Annotated in this window: 21 protein-coding genes and 3 pseudogenes; 14 read left to right on the forward strand and 10 right to left on the reverse strand. The window is 68.1% G+C overall.

The genetic code is table 11. The annotated features are described in order from the left end of the window. Positions 1-33: 33 nt before the first annotated feature. Positions 34-168: pseudogene (locus A9X05_RS29105) on the reverse strand (fatty-acid--CoA ligase); the annotation flags it as partial. Positions 169-220: 52 nt separating this feature from the next. Here A9X05_RS29105 and A9X05_RS29110 point away from each other — a divergent pair. Further along, positions 221-412, forward strand: a complete 192-nt coding sequence (locus tag A9X05_RS29110; protein WP_067779277.1) for a bacterioferritin-associated ferredoxin — start codon at positions 221-223, stop codon at positions 410-412. On the opposite strand, the gene A9X05_RS01180 is transcribed toward A9X05_RS29110, so the two are convergent. Then, positions 409-2088 (reverse strand): alpha-keto acid decarboxylase family protein, encoded by a 1680-nt coding sequence (locus A9X05_RS01180; RefSeq protein ID WP_231969130.1) that lies wholly within the window; start codon positions 2086-2088, stop codon positions 409-411. The genes A9X05_RS29110 and A9X05_RS01180 overlap by 4 nt on opposite strands. A gap of 64 nt (positions 2089-2152) precedes the next feature. On the opposite strand from A9X05_RS01180, the gene A9X05_RS01185 reads away from it, so the two are divergent. From A9X05_RS01185 to A9X05_RS01200, 4 genes are read left to right on the forward strand one after another with little or no spacing between them, the layout of a single operon-like run. Beyond that, positions 2153-2596, forward strand: coding sequence for an SRPBCC family protein (locus A9X05_RS01185; RefSeq protein WP_067753348.1), 444 nt, complete (start codon positions 2153-2155; stop codon positions 2594-2596). 5 nt (positions 2597-2601) lie between these two features. Beyond that, positions 2602-3681, forward strand: coding sequence for a CaiB/BaiF CoA-transferase family protein (locus tag A9X05_RS01190; protein WP_082954878.1), 1080 nt, complete (start codon positions 2602-2604; stop codon positions 3679-3681). A 58-nt stretch (positions 3682-3739) separates the two neighbouring features. Next, complete coding sequence (locus A9X05_RS01195; RefSeq protein ID WP_067753354.1) at positions 3740-4195, forward strand: SRPBCC family protein; 456 nt, start codon at positions 3740-3742, stop codon at positions 4193-4195. Positions 4196-4252: 57 nt separating this feature from the next. Beyond that, positions 4253-4708 (forward strand): SRPBCC family protein, encoded by a 456-nt coding sequence (locus A9X05_RS01200; RefSeq protein ID WP_082950154.1) that lies wholly within the window; start codon positions 4253-4255, stop codon positions 4706-4708. Here the strand turns inward: A9X05_RS01200 and A9X05_RS01205 are convergent. Continuing rightward, the gene (locus A9X05_RS01205; RefSeq protein ID WP_067778605.1) at positions 4700-5878 is read right to left on the reverse strand and encodes a pyridoxal phosphate-dependent aminotransferase; all 1179 of its coding nucleotides are present in this window, start codon (positions 5876-5878) and stop codon (positions 4700-4702) included. The genes A9X05_RS01200 and A9X05_RS01205 overlap by 9 nt on opposite strands. 205 nt (positions 5879-6083) lie before the next feature. Between A9X05_RS01205 and A9X05_RS01210 the strand changes: the two genes are divergently transcribed. Both A9X05_RS01210 and A9X05_RS01215 read left to right on the forward strand, forming a co-directional pair. After that, complete coding sequence (locus A9X05_RS01210; protein WP_067753360.1) at positions 6084-7295, forward strand: acetyl-CoA C-acetyltransferase; 1212 nt, start codon at positions 6084-6086, stop codon at positions 7293-7295. A gap of 4 nt (positions 7296-7299) precedes the next feature. Next, complete coding sequence (locus tag A9X05_RS01215) at positions 7300-9444, forward strand: 3-hydroxyacyl-CoA dehydrogenase NAD-binding domain-containing protein (RefSeq protein WP_067753363.1); 2145 nt, start codon at positions 7300-7302, stop codon at positions 9442-9444. A gap of 152 nt (positions 9445-9596) precedes the next feature. On the opposite strand, the gene A9X05_RS01220 is transcribed toward A9X05_RS01215, so the two are convergent. After that, positions 9597-10457: an LLM class F420-dependent oxidoreductase gene (locus tag A9X05_RS01220; protein WP_067778608.1), complete on the reverse strand. Its 861-nt coding sequence runs from the start codon at positions 10455-10457 to the stop codon at positions 9597-9599. Beyond that, complete coding sequence (locus A9X05_RS01225; protein ID WP_067753369.1) at positions 10448-11689, reverse strand: FAD-dependent monooxygenase; 1242 nt, start codon at positions 11687-11689, stop codon at positions 10448-10450. Before A9X05_RS01225 ends, A9X05_RS01220 begins: the two co-directional genes overlap by 10 nt. A gap of 77 nt (positions 11690-11766) precedes the next feature. On the opposite strand from A9X05_RS01225, the gene A9X05_RS01230 reads away from it, so the two are divergent. Then, the gene (locus A9X05_RS01230; RefSeq protein ID WP_067753373.1) at positions 11767-12756 is read left to right on the forward strand and encodes an LLM class F420-dependent oxidoreductase; all 990 of its coding nucleotides are present in this window, start codon (positions 11767-11769) and stop codon (positions 12754-12756) included. On the opposite strand, the gene A9X05_RS01235 is transcribed toward A9X05_RS01230, so the two are convergent. After that, the gene (locus A9X05_RS01235; RefSeq protein ID WP_067778611.1) at positions 12753-13046 is read right to left on the reverse strand and encodes a putative quinol monooxygenase; all 294 of its coding nucleotides are present in this window, start codon (positions 13044-13046) and stop codon (positions 12753-12755) included. The genes A9X05_RS01230 and A9X05_RS01235 overlap by 4 nt on opposite strands. Before the next feature lie 139 nt (positions 13047-13185). On the opposite strand from A9X05_RS01235, the gene A9X05_RS01240 reads away from it, so the two are divergent. Together A9X05_RS01240 and A9X05_RS01245 are read left to right on the forward strand one after the other, a co-directional pair. Beyond that, positions 13186-13620, forward strand: a complete 435-nt coding sequence (locus A9X05_RS01240) for a Zn-ribbon domain-containing OB-fold protein (protein ID WP_067778613.1) — start codon at positions 13186-13188, stop codon at positions 13618-13620. Position 13621: 1 nt separating this feature from the next. After that, a complete protein-coding gene (locus A9X05_RS01245) occupies positions 13622-14767 on the forward strand; it encodes a thiolase family protein (protein WP_067778616.1) in 1146 nt (381 codons plus the stop codon). Positions 14768-14876: 109 nt separating this feature from the next. On the opposite strand, the gene A9X05_RS01250 is transcribed toward A9X05_RS01245, so the two are convergent. The 3 genes and pseudogenes from A9X05_RS01250 to A9X05_RS01260 form a co-directional block, all read right to left on the reverse strand. Further along, complete coding sequence (locus tag A9X05_RS01250; RefSeq protein WP_067778618.1) at positions 14877-16061, reverse strand: FAD-binding domain; 1185 nt, start codon at positions 16059-16061, stop codon at positions 14877-14879. A 223-nt stretch (positions 16062-16284) separates the two neighbouring features. Continuing rightward, the gene (locus A9X05_RS01255) at positions 16285-17934 is read right to left on the reverse strand and encodes a DNA repair helicase XPB (protein WP_067753390.1); all 1650 of its coding nucleotides are present in this window, start codon (positions 17932-17934) and stop codon (positions 16285-16287) included. 49 nt (positions 17935-17983) lie between these two features. Beyond that, positions 17984-20243, reverse strand: a pseudogene (locus A9X05_RS01260) (helicase-associated domain-containing protein). Between the two features lie 118 nt (positions 20244-20361). Here A9X05_RS01260 and A9X05_RS01265 point away from each other — a divergent pair. From A9X05_RS01265 to A9X05_RS01280, 4 genes are read left to right on the forward strand one after another with little or no spacing between them, the layout of a single operon-like run. Next, positions 20362-20562, forward strand: a complete 201-nt coding sequence (locus tag A9X05_RS01265) for a hypothetical protein (RefSeq protein WP_139273158.1) — start codon at positions 20362-20364, stop codon at positions 20560-20562. 8 nt (positions 20563-20570) lie between these two features. Beyond that, positions 20571-21098, forward strand: a complete 528-nt coding sequence (gene moaC, locus A9X05_RS01270) for a cyclic pyranopterin monophosphate synthase MoaC (protein ID WP_067753399.1) — start codon at positions 20571-20573, stop codon at positions 21096-21098. Beyond that, positions 21098-21580, forward strand: a complete 483-nt coding sequence (locus A9X05_RS01275; protein ID WP_067778626.1) for a molybdenum cofactor biosynthesis protein B — start codon at positions 21098-21100, stop codon at positions 21578-21580. The genes moaC and A9X05_RS01275 overlap by 1 nt, the downstream gene beginning before the upstream one ends. After that, entirely contained in the window at positions 21577-22002 is a 426-nt protein-coding gene (locus A9X05_RS01280) for a molybdenum cofactor biosynthesis protein MoaE (protein ID WP_067754920.1), read from the forward strand. Before A9X05_RS01275 ends, A9X05_RS01280 begins: the two co-directional genes overlap by 4 nt. A gap of 78 nt (positions 22003-22080) precedes the next feature. On the opposite strand, the pseudogene A9X05_RS01285 reads toward A9X05_RS01280, so the two are convergent. Further along, positions 22081-22288: pseudogene (locus A9X05_RS01285) on the reverse strand (resuscitation-promoting factor RpfA); the annotation flags it as partial.

Consider the following 22288-nt stretch of genomic DNA (forward strand, 5'->3'; position numbering starts at 1 on the left):
TTACACAGGCAGACGAACATTCCGGCGGACCGCTCAGTCCGCCTCGATGCGCATCATGTTGGAGAATCGCCCGACGAAAACCGGCGGGTAGGGGCCCACCCCGGCGCCGCTCATCCACTCGGCCGCCGCGTCGGGGTGCTCGATCCACCGCCGCGCGCTCTCCTCGTCGGGCGATTCTCCAACATGATGCGCATCGAGGCGGACTGAGCGGTCCGCCGGAATGTTCGTCTGCCTGTGTAACGGAGTCACCAGCCAAACGGTGACCGAGGCGGTGGAAGCCGGGGCCTGCACGACCAAGGAGGTCGCGGCAGCCTGTGGGGCGGGCGCCGACTGCGGGCGCTGCCGGCGAACCGTCCAGGCGATGCTGCGATCGTCGGATCCGAACGGCGCTGCCACCCGGCCGCGGTCTTAGCGGCGAACGCTGCCGTCCGGCGACATCGGCTGGACGAGTTCGACGAGCAGGGGCGGGATTTCGAGCCGCGGCAATACCACCTCGACGAGCACCATGCTGTCCCGGTGCTGCGCGGCGGCCGCCAGGGCGTCGTCGAGCTCACCGTACGTCTGCACCCGGAACGCCAGGTGATCGGCGACGCCCAGCGCGTTGGGGATGTCGGTCCATTTCCAGTTCACGATGTCGTTGTAGGGCGCCGTCTCCCCGTGGATCGCCCGTTCGACGGTGTAGCCGTCGTTGTTGACCACCACGATGACCGGTGACAGCCCTTCGCGCGAAAAGTTGCCGAGCTCCTGGACGGTCAGTTGCGCGGCACCGTCACCGATCAGCAGCACCGTCCGCCGGTCCGGATGTGCCACCCCGGCACCCAGCGCCGCCGGCAGCGTGTATCCGATTGAGCCCCAAAGCGGTTGGCCGATGAACGTCACGCCCTGGGGCAGGCGGTGGTCGGCCATGCCGTAGAACGAGGTGCCCTGGTCGGCGAGGACCACGTTGCCCGGTGTCAGGGCCACGCAGAGGCGGTCCCACAGCATCTCCTGCGTCAGCGGTTGATCGCGTGGCGGTGGCGGGGGCAGGGCCTCGGCGGGCGGCGACGCCACGGGCGGCGACGTGATCGCGCGGCGGGTCAAAATGGTGGCCAACGCCTCGAGCGCGGCGCCCATCTCCAGCGGAGCGAAGACCTCACCGGCCACGGTGGTTTGGTACTGCGCGACGTCGATGGTGCGCGCCGGGTCGATCCGCTGGCTGAAGAAGCCGCTGACCATGTCGGTGAACACCACGCCGGCGGTCACCAGAACCGGCGCCTCTTCGATCGCGGTGCGCACCGCCGGGACGCTGGCAGACCCGGCGTAAATGCCCAAGTAGTGGGGTGAGCTTTCGTCGAGGAGGCTCTTACCCCACATCAGCGTCGCGTAGGGCACCACGTCGGCCGCCAGCAACGCCTCGAGTTCTTTGACCACCTGCAACCGGTGCACTAGCAAGTCGGCCAGCACCGTCAGCTGGTGGTCACCGATGAGTTCGGCGGCGGCCTCAACGAACAGTGAAAGCGCGCGCGGGCTGGTGCCGCCGGTGTAGCGGGGCAGCGGGTCCGCGGGCGGTTCGGTGGGGAAGCGGGCCACGTCGGTGGTCAGCAGGATGTACCCGGGCCGCTTCTGCTCGCGCACCTCGGACAGCACCCGGTCGATCTCGCGGCGGGCGGTCGCGGGCATCAGGTTGGCTTGGGCACAGGTGATCTCGCGACTGACGCGCAAGAAGTGCTCGAAGTCTCCGTCGCCGAGCGAGTGGTGTAGCGCGCGCCGGGTGCCCTGCGCGTCCTTGGACGGGCCCCCGACGATGTGCACGACGGGCACCTGCTCGGCATAGCTGCCCGCGATCGCGTTGGCCGCCGACAGTTCGCCCACGCCGAAAGTCGTTACCACCGCGGACATTCCGCGCAGCCGGCCGTACCCGTCGGCGGCGTAGCCGGCGTTCAGCTCGTTGGCGTTGCCCACCCAGCGGATGGTCGGGTGGGCAACGATGTGGTCGAGGAACTCCAGGTTGTAGTCACCGGGAACGCCGAAGATCTCGGTGACGCCGAGTTCGGCGAGGCGGTCCAACAGGTAGTCACCGACGGTGTAGACGGGCTGGTTGTCAGGCACAAGCACGACGGTACCTCGGTCGAATTCATTCCGGCGGGCACGGCGTTTCAGTATCGTGCGGGCCATGGCACTCAAAGAATCCCGTGACATCGTCATCGAAGCCAGTCCGGAGGAGATCCTGGACGTCATCGCCGATTTCGAGGCGATGCCCGAATGGTCCGAACCCCATCAGAGTGCCGAGGTCCTCTCGACCGGCGACGACGGGCGGCCCAGCCAAGTGAAGATGAAGGTGAAGGTCGCCGGGATCACCGACGAACAGGTGGTGGCCTACACCTGGGCGCCCGACGCGGTGAGCTGGACGCTGGTGAGCTCCTCGCAGCAGAAGGCGCAGGACGGCAAGTACACCCTGGTACCGCAGGGAGACGCGACCCTGGTCAAGTTCGAGCTTCTCGCGGACCCGAACGTGCCACTGCCCGGCTTCGTCTTGAAGCGCGCGGTGAAGGGGACGATCGATTCCGCGACCAAGGCGCTGCGCGAGCGGGTACTGAAAGTGAAGAAGGGCAAGTAGCCGCAGTGGGTGACGCCGGACCCCTGGCCGGGGTGAGGGTGATCGAGCTCGGCGGGATCGGACCGGGCCCCCACGCGGGCATGATGCTCGCCGACCTGGGTGCCGACGTGGTGCGGGTGCGCCGGCCCGGTGGCCTGAAGATGCCGGCCGAAGATCGCGATCTGCTGCATCGCGGGAAGCGGATCGTCGACCTGGACGTCAAGACGCGGCCGGCGGCACTGCTCGATCTCGCCGCCAAGGCCGACGTGCTGTTGGACTGTTTCCGCCCGGGGACCTGTGAGCGACTCGGCATCGGTCCCGACGAGTGCGCGGCGGTCAATCCGCGCCTGATCTTCGCGCGGATCACCGGCTGGGGGCAGGACGGGCCGCTGGCCCGGACGGCGGGCCACGACATCAACTACCTGTCGCGGACCGGCGCGCTCTCCGCGCTGGGCCACGCCGACCGGCCGCCGATGCCGCCGCTGAACCTGGTCGCCGACTTCGGTGGCGGCTCGATGCTGGTGCTGCTCGGCATCGCCGTCGCGCTTTATGAACGGGAACGTTCGGGCCGGGGTCAGGTCATCGACGCGGCGATGGTGGACGGCGTCAGCCTGCTCGCCCAGATGATGTGGACCATGAAGTCGACCGGGGCGCTTCGGGACCGGCGCGAGTCGTTTCTGCTCGACGGCGGCGCTCCCTTCTATCGCTGTTATGAGACCGCCGACGGCAAGTACATGGCGGTCGGCGCCATCGAGCCGCAGTTCTTCGCGGCGTTGCTGACCGGGCTCGGCCTGTCGGCCGACGAGGTCCCCGGCCAGCTCGACGTCGGGTCCTACCCGCGGATGTACGACGTCTTCACGAAGCGATTCGCCAGCCGCACCCGTGACGAGTGGACGGCCACATTCGCCGGCACCGATGCGTGCGTCACCCCGGTGCTGACGTGGAGCGAAGCGGCGGCCGACGAGCACTTGAGGGCACGGTCCACCGTGATCACCGAGGACGGCGTCGACCAGGCCGCCCCGGGCCCCCGCTTCTCCCGCACCCCGGCGGCACCGGTCGGGCGGCCGCCCGCGGCCACCACGCCACTTAGCGAAATCGACTGGTAGCCAGCGTTTTTACGCCGAATCGATCCGGATGCGGGTCGTTGTTGCTAGGTTGAGCTCAGTGGCCGTAAAAGCATCACGCGAATTTGTCGTCGACGCGCCGCCCGAAGTGGTCATGGAGGCGCTGACAGATGTCCGCGTCCTGTCGTCGTGGTCGCCCCTGCACAAAGACATCGAAGTGATCGACCGTTATCCCGACGGCCGTCCCCACCACGTCAAAACCACCATCAAGATCCTGGGGCTCGTCGACAAAGAGATCCTGGAATATCACTGGGGCCCCGACTGGGTCGTCTACGACGCCAAAGGGACTTCCCAGCAGCACGGCCAGCACGTCGAATACAACCTCACGCCCGAGGGCCTCGACAAGACCCGGGTGCGGTTCGACGTGACGGTCGAACCCGGCCGGCCGATGCCCGCCTTCATCGTCCGGCGGGCCAGCGAAAGCGTGCTCGACTCGGCGGTAAAGGGATTGTGCGAATTGGTAAAGCACGTCGACGGTACAGCCGAGTCGGAATAGTCGGCGGCACGCATTTTTGCCTTCGGGACGGCCGGAGCGGTTGCTAACTTATTAGCAGTGGCCGTTCAAGCATCGTCGGAAATTGTGATCGACGCGCCTCCGGAGGTGATCCTGGAGGCGCTGGCCGACATGGACGCCGTGCCGTCATGGTCGCCGGTGCACAAGCGGGTGGAGGTCGTCGACAAATATCCCGACGGGCGGCCGCACCACGTGAAGGTCACCATCGCGGTGACCGGCATTCACGACACCGAATTGCTGGAATACCACTGGGGCCCGGACTGGATGGTGTGGGACGCCGCCAAGACCGCCCAGCAACGGGGTCAGCACGGGGAGTACAACCTGAGCCGCGTGAGCGACGACAAGACGCGGGTCCGATTCACCATCACGGTCGAACCCTGGGCGCCGCTGCCCGAATTCTGGGTCAACCGGGCACGCAAGAAAATCCTCCATGCCGCGCTGGAGGGCCTGCGAAAGCGGGTGACCGAGGGCTACGGCCCGGCCGGGTCACCGTAGGACGGCCAACCGCCTGATCGCCTCGTCGAGGGTGTCCTCGTGTTTGCAAAAAGTGAAGCGCACCAAGTGATTCCACACTTTGGCTTGGGCCGACGCGTGCGCGGCGGCCGGGTCGCAGAACGGCGACAGCGGGATGGCGGCCACCCCCGCCTTCTCCGGAAGCGCCGCGCAGAACGCGGCGCTGTCGTCGTAGCCCAGCGGCCGCGGGTCGGCGCACAGGAAGTACGTGCCCGCGCTGTCGTGCACCTCGAAGCCGATCTCCGACAGCCCGGCGGCCAGCCGGTCGCGACGGGCCTGCAGCGAGCGGCGCAACTCGGCGACCCACGCGTCCTCGGTGTCGAGGGCGAGGGCCACCGCCGGCTGGAACGGCGCGCCGCCGACGTAGCTCAGGTACTGTTTGGCCGCCCGCACCCCGGCGATGAGTTGTGCTGGGCCGCAAGCCCATCCGATCTTCCAGCCGGTGGAGTTGAACATCTTGGCCGCGCTGGAGATGGTGACGGTGCGCTCGGCCATGCCGGCGAAGCCGGCCAGCGGCAGGTGCCGGTGGTGATCGAACACCAGGTGCTCGTACACCTCGTCGGTGATCACCAAGAGGTCGGCGGCGACCGCGACCTCGGCGATGGCGGCGAGCTCGGTGGCGCTGAGCACCGTGCCGGTCGGGTTGTGCGGCGAGTTGACGATCAGCGCGCGGGTGCGTGGCGTCACCGCCCGGCGCAGCGCGTCGGCGTCCAAGGCGAAGCCGCGGCCGTGGGGGACCAGGGGGACGGCCACCCGGTCCGCGCCGGCCATCGCCAGCACCGGCGAGTAGGAATCGTAGAACGGCTCGACGAGCAGCACCTCCGAGCCGGGCTCGATCAGGCCGAGCACCGCCGACGCGATGGCCTCGGTCGCCCCGACCGTCACCAGCACCTCGGTGTCGGGGTCGTACTCGATGCCGAAGTGCCGCCGCCGCTGGGCGGCGATGGCGTGCCGCAGCGACTCCACGCCGATGCCGGGCGGGTACTGGTTGTTCCCCTCGGCAATGGCATCTTGGGCCGCCTTCAACATGGCCGCGGGGCCGTCCTCGTCGGGGAAGCCCTGGCCCAGGTTGACCGCACCGACCCGCGCGGCCAGCGCCGACATCTCGGCGAACACCGTGGTCGCGTATGGACGCAGTCGCGACACCGTCATGCTGGTCGAGCTTAGGGGTCGCCAGGACTCGAACGTCACGCCAGCGTGGCGCTCGCGTGCGGCGGCCACGCTGGCGTGACGCTCGGCAGGCTTTACCAGCGGCGATCGGCCCAACCAACAGGTTGGCCGGGCACTTTGTTAGGGTGCGGTATCCGGACCTACCTTTAATACGGATCCGAAACCCACTTGTGAAGAGGAACTCGACATGTCCGAAGAAGCCTTCATCTACGAGGCCATCCGCACGCCGCGGGGCAAGCAACGCAACGGCTCGCTGAACGAGGTCAAGCCGGTGAACCTGGTCGTCGGGCTGGTCGACGAGCTGCGCCGGCGCAACCCCGACCTCGACGAGAACCTGATCAGCGACCTGATCCTCGGCGTGGTGTCCCCGGTCGGTGACCAGGGCGGCGACATCGCCCGCACCGCGGCGCTGGTGGCGGGGCTGCCCGAGACCACCGGCGGCGTGCAGCTCAACCGGTTCTGCGCCTCGGGCCTCGAAGCCGTCAACACCGCCGCGCAGAAGGTGCGCTCCGGCTGGGACGACCTCGTGCTGGCCGGCGGTGTCGAGTCGATGAGCCGCGTTCCGATGGGCTCCGACGGCGGCGCCTGGGCGACCGACCCCGAGACCAACTACCGGATCGGCTTCGTGCCGCAGGGCATCGGTGCCGACCTGATCGCCACCATCGAGGGCTTCTCCCGCGAGGACGTCGACGCGTACGCGCTGCGGTCGCAGCAGAAGGCCGCCGAGGCCTGGTCGGGCGGCTACTTCGCCAAGTCGGTCATTCCGGTGCGCGACCAGAACGGCCTGGTCATCCTGGACCACGACGAGCACATGCGGCCCGACACCACGATGGAGGGCCTGGCCAAGCTGAAGACCGCGTTCGACGGCATCGGCGAGATGGGCGGCTTCGACGACGTGGCGCTGCAGAAATACCACTACGTCGAGAAGATCAACCACGTCCACACCGGCGGCAACAGCTCGGGCATCGTCGACGGGGCCGCGCTGGTGCTGGTCGGCTCCGAGGCCGCCGGCAAGTCGCAGGGCCTGACCCCCCGCGCGCGCATCGTCGCCACCGCGACCAGCGGGTCCGACCCGGTCATCATGCTGACCGGCCCGACCCCGGCCACCCAGAAGGTCCTCGACCGCGCCGGGCTGACCGTCGACGACATCGACCTGTTCGAGCTGAACGAGGCGTTCGCGTCGGTGGTGCTGAAGTTCCAGAAGGACCTCAACATCCCGGACGAGAAGCTGAACGTCAATGGTGGCGCCATCGCGATGGGCCACCCGCTGGGCGCCACCGGCGCCATGATCACCGGCACCATGGTCGACGAGCTCGAGCGCCGCAACGCGCGTCGCGCGCTGATCACGCTGTGCATCGGCGGCGGTATGGGCGTCGCCACCATCATCGAGAGGGTTTAGGACCATGGCAGAGAACACCATCACTTGGGACAAGGATGCCGACGGCATCGTCACGCTGACGCTCGACGACCCCACCGGGTCGGCGAACGTGATGAACGAGCACTACAAGGAGTCGATGCACAAAGCCGTCGAACGCCTTGTGGCGGAGAAGGATTCGGTCACCGGCGTGGTGATCACCAGCGCCAAGAAGACGTTCTTCGCCGGTGGCGACCTCAAGAGCATGATCAACGCCGGCCCCGAGAACGCCGGCGACGTCTTCACCGAGGTCGAGGACATCAAGCGCGACCTGCGCACGCTGGAGACCCTGGGCAAGCCGGTCGTGGCCGCCATCAACGGCGCCGCGCTCGGCGGCGGACTGGAGATCGCGCTGGCCTGCCACCACCGCATCGCCGCCGACGTCAAGGGCAGCCAGCTGGGCCTGCCCGAGGTGACGCTGGGCCTGCTGCCCGGTGGTGGCGGGGTCACCCGCACCGTGCGGATGTTCGGCATCCAGAACGCGTTCATGAACATCCTTTCGCAGGGCACCCGTTTCAAGCCGGCCAAGGCGAAGGAGATGGGGCTGGTCGACGAGCTGGTCGGCTCGGTCGAGGAACTGGTGCCCGCCGCCAAGGCGTGGATCAAGGCCAACCCCGACTCGCACACCCAGCCGTGGGACGCCAAGGGCTACAAGATGCCTGGCGGCACCCCGTCCAGCCCCGCGCTGGCCGGCATCCTGCCGTCGTTCCCGGCGCTGCTGAAGAAGCAGCTCAAGGGTGCGCCGATGCCCGCGCCGCGGGCCATCCTGGACGCGGCCGTCGAGGGCGCGCAGGTGGACTTCGACACGGCCACCCGCATCGAGAGCCGCTACTTCACCCAGCTGGTCACCGGCCAGGTCGCCAAGAACATGATCCAGGCGTTCTTCTTCGACCTGCAGCACATCAACGGCGGTGGCTCGCGACCCGACGGCATCGAGCCGGTCAAGATCAACAAGATCGGCGTGCTGGGCGCGGGCATGATGGGCGCGGGCATCGCGTACGTCTCGGCCAAGGCCGGTTTCGACGTGGTGCTCAAGGACGTCAGCATCGAGGCCGCCCAGAAGGGCAAGGGCTACTCGGAAAAGCTTGAGGCCAAGGCGCTTCAGCGCGGTAAGACCACCGAGGAGAAGAGCAAGGCGCTGCTGGACCGCATCACGCCGTCCGCCGACCCCGCCGACTTCAAGGGCGTCGACTTCGTCATCGAGGCGGTGTTCGAGAACCAGGACCTCAAGCACAAGGTGTTCCAGGAGATCGAGGACATCGTCGAACCCAACGCGCTGCTCGGGTCCAACACCTCGACGCTGCCGATCACCGGTCTGGCGACCGGCGTCAAGCGCCAGGAAGACTTCATCGGGATCCACTTCTTCTCTCCGGTGGACAAGATGCCGCTGGTCGAAATCATCAAGGGCGAGAAGACTTCTGACGAGGCACTGGCCCGGGTGTTCGACTACACGCTGGCCATCGGCAAGACCCCGATCGTCGTCAACGACAGCCGCGGCTTCTTCACCAGCCGCGTCATCGGCACCTTCGTGAACGAGGCCCTGGCGATGCTGGGCGAGGGCGTGGAGCCCGCCAGCATCGAGCACGCCGGCTCGCAGGCCGGCTACCCGGCGCCGCCGCTGCAGCTCTCGGACGAGCTCAACCTGGAGCTGATGCACAAGATCGCCGCGGCCACCCGCAAGGGCGTCGAGGACGCCGGCGGCACCTACGAGCCGCACCCGGCGGAGGCGGTCGTGGAGAAGATGATCGAGATCGGCCGCCCGTCGCGGCTCAAGGGCGCGGGCTTCTACGAGTACGTCGACGGCAAGCGCACCCGGTTGTGGCCGGGCCTGCGGGAGACGTTCAAGTCGGGCAGCGCGCAGATCCCGTTGCAGGACATGATCGATCGGATGCTGTTCGCCGAGGCGCTGGAAACCCAGAAGTGCCTCGACGAGGGCGTGTTGACGTCGACCGCCGACGCCAACATCGGTTCGATCATGGGCATCGGGTTCCCGCCGTATACCGGTGGCAGCGCGCAGTTCATCGTCGGCTACGAGGGTGCGGGAGGGACCGGCAAGGAAGCGTTCGTGGCGCGGGCACGCGAGCTGGCCGCCAAGTACGGTGACCGCTTCCTGCCGCCGGACTCGCTGACCTAGTTTCAGTCGCAAAAGCCCCCGAAGCCGTTGGCCTCGGGGGCTTTTGCGTGGCGTGGTCCCGCGAGACTTAAACCATGGCGGTGCGTTACGGCGTGTCGTCGCCGTGGTTTAAGTGTCGCGGCAATGGAAGGGGCGGTACCGCGTCGGCGGCCTCAACCGGAGGCGGCGGCGATCCTGCGCCATTGCTCGCGCGGGAACGCCTTCGGGTCCTCCAGCAGCACTTGCACGCACACGTGGTCGGCGCCCGCCGACCGATGCTCGTCGACCCTGCGCATGATCGCCCCTTCGTCGCCCCACGCGATGATGGCATCGAAGAGACGGTCGCTCACCTGCGCCAGGTCGTCTTCGGAGAACCCGCTGCGCAGCAGGTTGTTGGCGTAGTTGGGCAAAGCCAAATACGCACGCAGCCAATCGGTTCCGATTCGCCGCGCCTCGTCGGCGTCCTCGGAAAGGACGACGGTCTGTTCAGGCAGCAGCAGGGGGCCCTCACCCAGAGTCGCGCGAGCGGAGGCTGTGTGGTCGGGCGTGACGAGATAAGGATGCGCGCCGCGGGACCGTTCCGCCGACAGGGTCAGCATCTTGGGGCCGAGCGCGGCGAGCACCCGGTTCTCGGCGGGCACCGGCCGCACGGCGGCATCCAGCCCGTCCAGGAACGACGCCGTCGCCGCCAGCGGCTTGCGGTAGCGCCCGGGCTGGCCGGCGTCGATGAGCGGCGCGTGGCTGACGCCGATGCCGAGCAGGAACCGGTCCCCGTGCTCGTCGGTGAGTGCCGCGTAGGACTCGGCGACGTCGCCGGGTGCATGCATCCACAGGTTGAGGATCCCGGTCGCGACCACGGTCCGCTCGGTCGCGGCGAGCAGGTTGCCGACGGCGTCGAACACCGGTCCGCCGACGTCGGGTATCCACAGCGCGGGGAAACCCAACTCGTCCAATTCCGCTGCCGCCTCGGCGGATTCGGACGGATCGCCGTAGCGCAGTTGACTGCTCCAGATTCCCACACCGGCTAGTTCCATCGGCGGTTGTTCCTTTCGTTCGCTTGTCGGTCGGTCGCGCTGTAGTCGGGCACCGGCATCGAGTCGTGCATCCGGACGCCCTTGGCGTTCAGCTTGGCCAGCGACCGCGACAACGACCCGGGCATGGCCGAGACCAGCTGCGCGCCGCGGGTCAACGCCCACACGCCGAACCGCGACCCGGGAATGATGCCCTTGGCGGCGCCGCGGGCGAACGCGCGGCTCTGGTGTACCGGCTCGCGCATCTGCAGTTCGTAGGCGGAGAACGCGCGCAGGAGGTCGCCGTCGGCCTGGGCGAGCTCGCCGGCCAGTACGTAGGCGCCGAGCACCGCGAGGCTGGTACTGCCCCCGACCGCCGGGCCGGGGCAATATCCCGCGTCGCCGACGAGGGTGACCCGCCGACGTGACCATCGGTCCAGTCGCAGTTGGCTGATGGAGTCGAAGTAGAAGGCGGGCGTGCTGTCGACTTCGGCTAGCCAATCGTCCACCTGCTCGTGCATATCGGCGAACGCCGAACGCAATAAGTCCTTCTGCCGCAACGCATCCCGGTGGTCATAGTCGAGTTCACGGCTACTGCGGAACAGGAAGACGGCGCGCGCGTCGTCGAGGTGCTCGGCGGTGTAGATGGCCGCGAGGCGGCCCACGCCGACGTGGCAGGTCATCTCGCCGCGGCCGGCGAGCGCCTTGGGTGCCGACACCACCGCCAGATAGCCGCCGAGGAACCGGGTTAGGTTGGCTTCATCGCCGAAGGTCAGCTGACGGACGTTGGAGTGCAGCCCGTCGGCGCCGACGACGACGTCGAACCGGCGGGCGGGGCCGTGCTCGAACGTCACCTCGCCGTCATGGTCGATCGCGGTGATCGCGTCACCGAACAGGTACTCGACGTCGTCGCGACCGGCGTCGTAATAGATTTCGCTGAGGTCGTCGCGCATGATCTCCACATGCCGGTCCGACGTGGCGGCGTAGATCTTGGTGAGATCGATCTCGAAGGGCCGCGCGCGACCTTCCCGACGCATGATCATGCGGTTCGTTCCGGTGGCGAGCGCTTCGATCCGGGGCAGGACGCCCATCTTCGCCGAAATCTCCATCGCGGGGCGGAACAGGTCGACGGCGTGACCGCCGGTCTTGCGCAGGGCGGGTGCCCGCTCGACGACGGTGACGTCGAAGCCGCGACGGGTCAGCCAGTACGCCAGCACCGGTCCGGCGATGCTGGCACCGGAGACCAGGACCCGCATGACGACCTCCCGCTTGCTCGACGATGGGTAAGCCTAGCGGCGGGTCTGGCCCAACGACCGGGCTAGAGTCCGTTGTTATGCGCTTCGGTCTCTTCATCCCCCAGGGCTGGCGAATGGATCTGGTCGACATCGAACCGGAGAAGCACTGGGCGGTGATGCGCGACCTGGCCACCTACGCCGACAACGGCGCCTGGGACTCACTGTGGGTGTACGACCACTTTCACACCGTCCCGATGCCGACCGACGAAGCCACCCACGAGGCGTGGTCGCTGATGGCCGCGTACGCGGCGGTCACGTCGCGGATCAAACTCGGCCAGATGTGCACTGCGATGAGCTACCGCAACCCGGTGTACCTGGCCAAGGTCGCGGCGACCGCCGACATCATCTCCGGTGGGCGGATCCAGATGGGCATCGGCGGTGGCTGGTACGAACACGAATGGCGCGCTTACGGTTACGGATTTCCCTCGGCGGGCGTACGGCTGGGCCGGCTGGACGAGGGCGTGCGGATAATGCGGGATGCCTGGCGCGACGGCAAGGTCAGCTTCGACGGTAAGCACTACCAGGTCAACGGCGCGATCGTTGCCCCCAAACCGCTGCAGGACAATGGGATTCCGCTGTGGATTGCCGGCGGCGGCGAAAAGGTGACTCTGCGCATCGCAGCGCAATACGCGCAATACACCAACTTCACACCGGAGCCCGAGGCCTTCGCGCACAAGTCGGAAGTGCTGGCCCAGCATTGTCGGCGGCTGGGTACCGACTTCGATGCCATCGTGCGTTCGGCCAACGTCAACGCCGTTGTCGGGACGTCGGACGCCGACGTCCAGGACCGGCTCCAGCGGGTCCGCGACCGCCTCGTCCGCCATGTGCCGGAGGCGGCCGCGGATGCGATGCTCGCCGCCGGCAGCGGACCCGATTCGGCGACGGGCACGCCGGAACAGGTGATCGAGCGGATGGCCAAGTTGCGCGACCTCGGGTGCGAGTACGCCATCTGCTATTTCCCGGAGGCGGCCTACGATCGGTCCGGCATCGAGTTGTTCGAGCGCGAGGTCATCCCGGCGCTGAGCTAGACATCGGACGTGGCGTATCTCGTCTTGACCGGAGGGGCGGCCAGCAGCGGAGGAAGCTCGGTCAGCTTCCCCTCGCCCGCCCGGAACGCGCGGTACGCCTCGTCGTGCTCGACCGAGTCCCACAGTTCATAGATCAGCCAGTGCGCTTCGTCGTCCTCGTCGACGAGCACGTCGGTGCGGACGTTCCCGGCAAACGCCCGGGTGTCGCGCAACGCGCGGCCCATGACGTCGCGCGCCTGCGGCACCGCGTCGGGCTTGAACTTCAGTTCGAGTATCACCGTGACTGGCATGGTCTCAACGATATCCGCGGGTCCCGGGCGCGCCCGATCAATTAGCGAGAATGCGGTTTCCACTTTTCGGAAAGCTGTTATACGGTTCAGTGAGCAACATTCTGTAGGCGCACCGTGGACGCTTCTGGAGGATCCCCCGATGCAAAAGGCACTCGCCCCCGAGATCTCTACCTGGCCCGATGAGAGCCCACAGCTGATCGGCAGCCGGTGCGGCAGTTGTGGCGCCACCACCTTCCCGGTCCAGCAGTGGTGCCCGCGCTGCAGCCTCGGGGAGATGACCGATGTGCTGCTGCCGCGCCGCGGGACACTGGTCGCGTGGACCACCCAGGGCTTTCCGCCCGGGGCCCCGTACGCAGGCCCGACGGGCAAGGACTTCGTGCCGTTCGGCGTCGGACTGGTCCAACTCGACGACGTAATCCGAGTCGAGGGGCGGCTGACCGAGAACGACCCGGCCGAGTTGCAATTCGGCCAGGAGGTCGAGCTGACGATGGTCCCGCTCACCACCGACGAAGAGGGCACCGAAATCATGACGTTCGCGTTCCGGCCGATCGCAACTTCTCCGGAAGGAGCCTGAGATGACCAACGATGTCGCCATCATCGGCGTGGGCCTGCACCCGTTCGGCCGGTTCGACAAGACCGCAATGCAGATGGGCGCCGAGGCCATTCAATCCGCGCTGGCCGACGCCGGGGTGGACTGGAAGGACATCCAGTTCGGCTTCGGCGGCAGCCACGAAGTGTCGAACCCGGACGCGGTCACCCGTCTCGTCGGCTTGACCGGCATCACGTTCACCAACGTGTTCAATGCCTGCGCCACCGCCGCCAGCGCCATCCAGCAGACCGCCGACACCATCCGGCTCGGCAAGTACGACATCGGAATCGCCATCGGGTTGGACAAGCACCCGCGCGGCGCCTTCACCGACGACCCCGCCAAGCTGGCGCTGCCACAGTGGTACGCGCAGAACGGCCAGTTCGTCACCACCAAGTTCTTCGGCATGAAGGCCAACAAGTACCTGCACGACCACAACATCTCCGAGGCCACGCTCGCGAAGGTGGCGGCCAAGAACTTCCGCAACGGCGCGCTGAACCCGAATGCGTTCCGCCGCAAGCCGATTCCCGAGGAAGAGATTCTCAATTCCGCCGTGCTCAATTACCCCCTGACGCAGTACATGTTCTGCGCGCCCGACGAGGGCGCGGCCGCGGTGATCATGTGTCGGGCCGACATCGCGCACAAGTACACCGACAAGCCGGTGTACGTGCGGGCCTGCGAGATTCGCACCCGCCGGTACGGCGCCTACGAGGTGCACGCCACCTTCGCCCCGCTGGACGAGGACGTCTCCCCGACGGTGTACGCGGCCAAGGCGGCCTACGAGGCCGCCGGCATCGGGCCCGAGGACGTCGATGTCGCGCAGCTGCAGGACACCGACGCCGGCAACGAGGTCATCCACATGGCCGAGACCGGCCTGTGCGCCGACGGCGAACAGGAGAAGCTGCTCGCTGACGGTGCCACCGAGATCCACGGCTCGATGCCTGTCAACACCGACGGCGGGTTGATCGCCAACGGTGAGCCGATCGGCGCGTCGGGGCTGCGGCAGATGCACGAGCTCGTGCGCCAGCTGCGCGGCGAGGCGGGCGAACGTCAGGTGCCCGGCAACCCGCGCGTCGGCCTGGCCCAGGTGTACGGCGCACCCGGCACGGCATCGGCGACCATCCTGTCGCTGTAGTCCGCGACCGCGCGCGGCTCTCGGACCATGCGTGCGTCCCCGAATTTGATATCACCGGTGCTATCAAGTTCGACGAACGTCGCACGGTTCGGAAGAGCTACGCGCACCGCTAAGCGGCGTATTCGGGCAATGCGATGTCGTTTCCGAACTCGCTCCCGACGACCCAATCGGCCAGCAGCGGAACGTTCAGCAGCTTGGACGCCTGGTTGCGCGTCCACAGACCCAGCGCCGTCTTTGGCGCGAACGTGGTGGCGAATGCGCGGGCCGACCGCTGCCGGGCCTCGACGATCGGACGCTGCCGATTCTCATAGCGGCGAAACGCCTCCCGGTGATCGTCTCCCGCGCGGTCAAGTTCGCCCGCCAGTGTGTAGGCCTGCACCATCGCCAGGCCCGTCCCCTCACCCGCCAGCAGCGAGACCGCGCCCGCGGCGTCGCCGACCAGCGCCACCCGCCCGTCCGACCAGTGGTCCATGACGATCTGGCTGGTGCGGTCGAAGTACACGTCGGCTGCCCCGTCGAGTTGGCGCAGGATCTCCGGGCACTCCCAACCCGCGTTGCCGAAGACCTGATGCAATGTCGCGTTAACCTCTGACGCATCGTGCGGATCGGGACCGCTCATGTGCTCAGGCGTGAAAATAAAGAGAAACATGGTCTTCTCGTCGCGCATGGCGAATCGGGCGACCATGCGTCCCGGCATGGTGTAGGCAAGGTAGACGAGTTCGTCGCGCGGTTCATAGCCCTTGGTTTCGAATGCCGCGACCCGGTAGCCGAGATCCTTCTCGAATCTAGAGGAGGGGCCGAATACCAAGTCCCGCACGGGCGAATGAATGCCACCCGCACCGACGAGCAGATCGAATTGCCGTGAGCCGCCCCCGTCGAGGGTCACCCGCACTCCCGAATCGTTTTGCTCGACGGCGGAAACGCTTTCACCGAAAAGGGTTTCACAATGGTTGTCGATGGAGCGATAGATCATGGCCGACAGGTCACCACGGGGCACGGTGACGAACCGGCCATCAAGGTTGCGCTGGAACACCTCGGCCGCAAAGCCGCCCACCCTACGTGAATCGCGATCTACCAGTCGGACCTCGCGCACGGTGTACCCCGCGGCGTGCAGCTCGGCGGTGAGTCCCATGCGTTCGGCCACGGCGTATCCGCCACCCCAGAAGTCCACCACGTAGCCGCCGGTGCGCAGCCGCGGCGCCTTCTCGATCAGGGTTGGCTCGTGGCCATACCGTGATAGCCAGTACGCGAGCGTTGGGCCGGCGATGCCGGCGCCGACAACGGCGATCTTCATTGTGCCCACCCTCCGGTAATTGGAGTTGGGTCCACTATAGCACTATGAAACAGTTGCACTAGGCAATGTTAGTGGAAATCTTTGCGCCAGTGGCCGATCAGGCGGGACGCTCAGGAAGGTGGATGCGCGGCGCCAGGCCGGGACTATGCGGGCCTTCGCAAACTTGATATCGCCCGTGATATCAATTTCCGCCAACGTCGCATGGCGGCGGAGAGCGCTCGGCTTAAATCGCCGGCCCCAGCAGGTCGTCCGCGTCGCGAATGATGTAACCGTAGCCCTGCTCGGCGAGGAAGCGCTGCCGGTGCGCGGCATACTCCGCGTCCAGGCTGTCGCGGGCCACCACAGAGTAGAAGATGGCGCCACCACCGTCGGCTTTGGGTCGCAGTAACCGGCCCAGCCGCTGCGCTTCCTCCTGACGCGAACCGAAGGTTCCCGAAACCTGCACCGCCACAGAAGCTTCCGGCAGATCGATGGAAAAATTGGCGACCTTGGACACCACCAGTGTGGACACCTCACCCCGGCGGAACGCGTCGAACAGTTCCTCGCGTTCCTTCGTCCGGGTCGACCCCTGGATCACCGGGGCGTTCAGTTCGGCGCCCAGTTCGTCGAGCTGGTCGAGGTAGGCGCCGATCACCAGCGTCTGTTCGCCGGGATGCTTGTCCAGGATCGACCTGACCACCGCGATCTTCGAGTGCGCCGTCGAGCACACCTTGTATCGCTCCTCGGGTTCCGACGTGGCGTAGATCATCCGTTCGTTGTCGGTCATGGTCACCCGCACTTCGACGCACTCGGCCGGCGCGATCCAGCCCTGCGCCTCGATGTCCTTCCACGGGGCGTCGTAGCGCTTCGGGCCGATCAGGGAGAACACGTCGCCCTCGCGGCCGTCTTCACGGACCAGCGTGGCGGTCAGGCCCAGCCGGCGTTTGGATTGCAGGTCGGCGGTCATCCGGAACACGGGCGCGGGCAACAGGTGGACCTCGTCGTAGATGATCAGCCCCCAGTCGCGGCTGTCGAAGAGCTCCAGATGCCGGTACTCGCCCTTGGTGCGCCGGGTGATCATCTGATACGTCGAGATGGTGACGGGCCGGATCTCCTTGCGCTCGCCGGAATATTCGCCGATCTCTTCTTCGGTGAGCGAGGTGCGCGCTACCAGTTCGCGCTTCCACTGCCGTGCCGCGACGATGTTGGTGACCAGGATCAGCGTCGTCGCGCTGGCCTTCGCCATCGCGGCCGCGCCCACCAGTGTCTTGCCCGCCCCGCACGGGAGGACCACCACCCCGGATCCGCCGGCCCAGAACGAATCGGTGGCCATCTGCTGGTAGTCGCGCAGGTGCCAGCCGTCCTGCGCCAGGCTGATCGGGTGCGCCTCGCCGTCCACGTAGCCCGCGAGATCCTCTGCGGGCCAGCCGATCTTGAGCAACATCTGCTTGACCCGGCCGCGCTCGCTGGGGTGCACGACGACGGTGTCGTCGTCGATGCGGGCCCCCAGCATGGGGGCGATCTTCTTGTTGCGCAGCACCTCCTCGAGCACCGCGCGGTCCAGACTGACCAGGGTGAGGCCGTGCGCCGGGTGTTTGACCAACTGCAGGCGGCCGTAGCGGGCCATCGTGTCGACGATGTCGACCAGCAGCGGCTGGGGTACCGCGTAGCGCGAGAAGCTGACCAGCGCGTCGACGACCTGTTCGGCGTCGTGGCCGGCGGCGCGGGCGTTCCACAGCGCCAACGGCGTGATGCGGTAGGTGTGCACGTGCTCGGGCGCGCGCTCCAGCTCGGCGAACGGCGCGATGGCGGCGCGTGCCGCGCCGGCCAGTTCATGGTCGACTTCGAGCAGCACCGTCTTATCGGACTGCACAATCAAGGGGCCGTCAGTCAATGGCCCAACTCCTTCTCATTCCTCGCGGTCGCAACGCATCGCAATCCCATTATCGGCCGTTGGCCGACACCACCGACGTGATGCGGTGGATGGCGAAGTCGCGCAGACGCCCGGACGCCGAGTCGAACGCGGTCAGCTGACCGCCGCGAACGGTGATCGGCGCCACGACACGCTGGGTGGCGACACCCGCGGCATCCAGATAACCGATCACCAGCGTCTCTTGTTCCCTGGCCGCCCGCTGCAACAACGACATGGTGACCGCCGGATCGACGCGATTGTTGCCGAACGGCGCGGCGGTCACCTTGCGCAGCACCGCGACCACGGCGTTGAGGCTCTCGCTGTTGGGTCGTGGCATCGGGCGGTAGGGCCGGCGCTGCTGCGGAGTGGGGACCCGGGCGCCGCGGGGGCGGACGTCGACGACGGCGCCGGTGGAGTCTTCGGCCGCCGGGGCGAAACCCGCCGCGCGCAGCGCGGTCAGCACCTCGGCGATCGGCGCCGGAGACACCGCGACCGTCGGGGCCAGCGCGCGCAGTTGCACCCGGTCGGTCGCGGGTGCGGCGACGGCCTGGGCCAGCAGCGCGGGATCCTCGCAGCGCACGAATGACGTGGCCATGCCGATCCGCAGCTGGCCATGCCGTCTCGCGACATCGTCGATCAGGTAGGTGAGCCCCTGCGGCACAGGCGTTTTGGAGTGTCTGGCGAACAGTCCATGCATCCAGTCGCGGGTCTTTCCCACGTCGAGCGCATGCCGGATCGACGGTTCGCTGATGCGGTAGACCATCGCGGTGCCGGCCGATTCGACCGTGGCCACGGTGGCCAGGTCCTCGGCGAGGTCGCGTTCCAGTGGCCCCGGCACGACGACGGTCAGGTCGGCCTGCACCAGGAAGTAATCGATCGGTTTCGGTAGGGCACGCGCCATCGCGTCGACCGCGGGCTGCGGGCCGGTGCTCTCGTCGAGCAGGGCGCGGCCGGGGGGTACTGAGCGCCCCGCGCCCCACCAGGCCCAGCGCGTGGCTCTCGGCGAGCAGATCACCCACGGGTCCGGGCTGTAACCGCTTGGCCCAGCGGGGGCGCCGCCAGATGAGCGCTGCCGACGCTGAAACCGCGTTGACGCCGGCGCCCGAAGGCAACTGGGCCAGCGTGCCCAGCAGCAGCCGGCGATCCAGCGGCGCGGCAGTCGAGTACAGCGCATCGGTAAGGGCGCCATACGGTTTGGCGTCGGGCCCCCGGCTGCCGATCAAGGCCGGCCGGCTCGGCAGGTCCAGCCAGCTGCCGGCCAGCAGCTGCCAGCGCTCCGCGGTGGGCAGCGCGGTGAACCGGTCGGTGGCCACCGTCGGCGCCCAGTACGGCCCGTCGCCGGTGGCCGGTTCGGGGTCGGGCATCCCGCTGGCGATCAAGCCGGCCGCGGCCGCCACCTCGAGGATCAGGCCCAGCCGCGACTCCTCGATGCCCGTCGTCTTGCTGAGCCGCTTGACGTCGCGGATCCCCAGTCCACCGCTGCGCAGCTCCGAAACCGGTGCGGCGGCCAGCGTTTCGATCAGGACGTCGAGCTCTCGCAGCAGGTCGATGGTGGCCCCGGCCGCCGCCGCGTCGACATCGTCGGCGGTGGTCGTCGACACCACCGGGTCGGGTGCGGTCAGCTGCATGGGACCGGCTTGTTCGCCGCGCAGCACCTGCCCGACGTGGCGGGGCAGGATCACGGTCTCGGCGTCGATGCGTCGCAGCAGTCCCATCGCCAGCAGCTGGGGCACCGGCCGGTCCGTGGGAGCGCCGGGCGCGGCGTCACGGGTGCGGCCCATCGGCGAACCCTCGAGGAGCTTCTCCAGCACGTCGAGCTGGGCCTGGTTGAGGTCGTCGATGAGCCGCGCGATCTCCTCGCCCGTGCGGGCGGCGTCCTCGAGGGTGACTTGGCCCGGGTACCAAGGCAGCGCCGTGCCGGCGTCCGGGGCGATGCGGAGCGCGGTGTCGCCCCAGACCAACGCGCGCGCGCGGAGGTCGTCCAGCGCGTCCGCTATGTCGGCGTCGCGAGCGCGCTCGCCGATCAACGCCAGCAGTTTCGTCGTCGGCACCGGCGTGGCGTCGGCCTGCAGCACCAACAGCGCGTCGAGCACCGCGAGCCGCAGGAAGTCGAGCTCGTCGGTGGCGGCCTTGACCGACTGGCGGGCCTGAGCGCGGGCGGCCAGCGCGGCGATGCTGCCGGGCGGGGGCTGGGCGAGGTCCGGCCTCAGCTCCAGCAGTCGGATCAGCCGCTCGTCGGGCAAGTCGGCCAGCCACGACCCCAGCGGGATGTCCGGGGTGTTGTCGGTCATTGCTGACCAGCGTAAAACAGTCGGCGGGTCGCACGTCGGCCACGAATGGCGGGGCCTCCTCGGTCGAACTGCCGATCTTGCACGACATGCGCAGGAGCGACCTGTCAGAATGGACGCCGTGGCTGACACTGCTGAGGGCAAAGCCCGCAAAACCAGGTATGTCGACAACGGGTGGCCGACGACGGACCCCGACGACCACGCGGTGAGCGAACTCGTGACCGACCGCACGGGCGCGTTGTCGCCGTTCGGCGAGCTGGTGTTCCCGCTGCCCTCCACTGACCTGCCCTACCTGCACCCGGTTACCGTCGTTAACCGGTAGGCGCCAGGATGGCTAAGGCCTCCGAGGCCGCCAAGCCCGCGGCGACCTGGGCATCGGGAGAATCCGGCCCGGGCGCGTTGTCACACCTGGACGACCGAGGCGCGGCCCACATGGTCGACGTCAGCGAAAAGGGAACCACGAAGCGCACCGCCGTGGCCGCCGGCGCCTTACACACTTCCCCGCACGTGGTGGAGCTGATCTCGGCCGGAGGGCTCCCCAAGGGCGACGCGCTGGCCACCGCCCGCGTGGCGGGCATCCTCGCGGCCAAGCGCACCAGTGAGCTGATCCCGCTCTGCCACCAGTTGGCGCTCACGGGAGTCGACGTGGAATTCACGGTGGGACCCGCCGACATCGAGATCATCGCGACCGTTCGCAGCACCGACCGCACGGGGGTGGAGATGGAGGCGCTGACCGCTGTCAGTGTGGCAGGCCTGACGCTGTACGACATGATCAAAGCTGTGGATCCTGCCGCGCGCCTCGACGACATTCGGGTGCTGCGCAAGGAAGGCGGCAAGACCGGAACTTGGGTGCGGTGATGGGCACCCGATCCGCCCGCGTCATCATCGCCTCGACCCGCGCGTCCGCCGGGGTATACGACGATCGCTGCGGGCCCATCATCGCGGAATGGCTTGCAGAGCGCGGGTTTTCGTTTGCCGAGCCGGCGGTGGTCGCCGACGGTGAGCCCGTCGGCGAGGCCCTGCGCAAGGCGGTCGACGACGGCGTCGACGTCGTCATCACGTCGGGCGGCACCGGTATCTCGCCCAGCGACGGCACGCCCGACCAGACCGTCGCCGTGCTGGACTACATGATCCCGGGGCTGGCCGACGCGATCCGCCGGTCGGGCCTGCCGAAGGTGCCCACGTCGGTGTTGTCCCGAGGGGTGTGCGGTGTGGCGGGACGGACCCTGATCGTCAACCTGCCCGGTTCGCCCGGTGGCGTGCGGGACGGCCTGGGCGTGCTCGACGACGTGCTCGATCACGCGCTCGATCAACTCGCCGGCGGAGACCACCAGCGATGACGCTGGTCGTCCGTGCGGCCATGACCGATCACCCGATCTTCCTGGCCGAGCACGAAGAGCTCGTGGCCCATCAGTCGGCGGGGGCTGTCGTCGGCTTCGTCGGCATGATTCGCGACCACGACGGCGGACGGCGGGTGGTGCGGCTGGAGTACTCCGCGCATCCGTCGGCCGAAGAGGTGTTGGCCAAGGTGGTCTCCGACGTCGCGGACCAGTCGACCGGGGTGCGCGCGGTCGCGGCCAGCCACCGGATCGGGGTGCTGCGCATCGGGGAGGCGGCGCTGGTGGCGGCGGTGGCGGCGGACCACCGTCACGCGGCGTTCGCCACCTGTGCGCAGCTGGTCGACGAGATCAAGGCGCGGCTACCGGTATGGAAGCACCAGTTCTTCGACGATGGGACCGAAGAATGGGTGGGCTCGGCCTAACGCCGTAGCGATTGGAGTGCCGGCACGCCCCGAAGCGAAAAACGTCCGAGGCGTGCCGGGCAGTCTTACGGGCGGGACTCAGGTGGCCGGGGCCGGCTGGGCGATCGCGTCGAGCGCGTCGTTGCCCTGGATGTCCTGAGCCCGGATGGCGTCCCACAGCTGCTTGGTGTAGCCGGCCGAGGAAACGTCCTGCGGCATGTTGGCCGGGACGAAACCGTGGAAGTCGGTGTCCACCGGCGCGTCGGCCGGGGGCGCCGGGGGCAGGTCCGCCGGGGGCGCCGGCTGG

The organism is Mycobacterium sp. E3298 (assembly GCF_001666895.1).
GTDB lineage: Bacteria > Actinomycetota > Actinomycetes > Mycobacteriales > Mycobacteriaceae > Mycobacterium.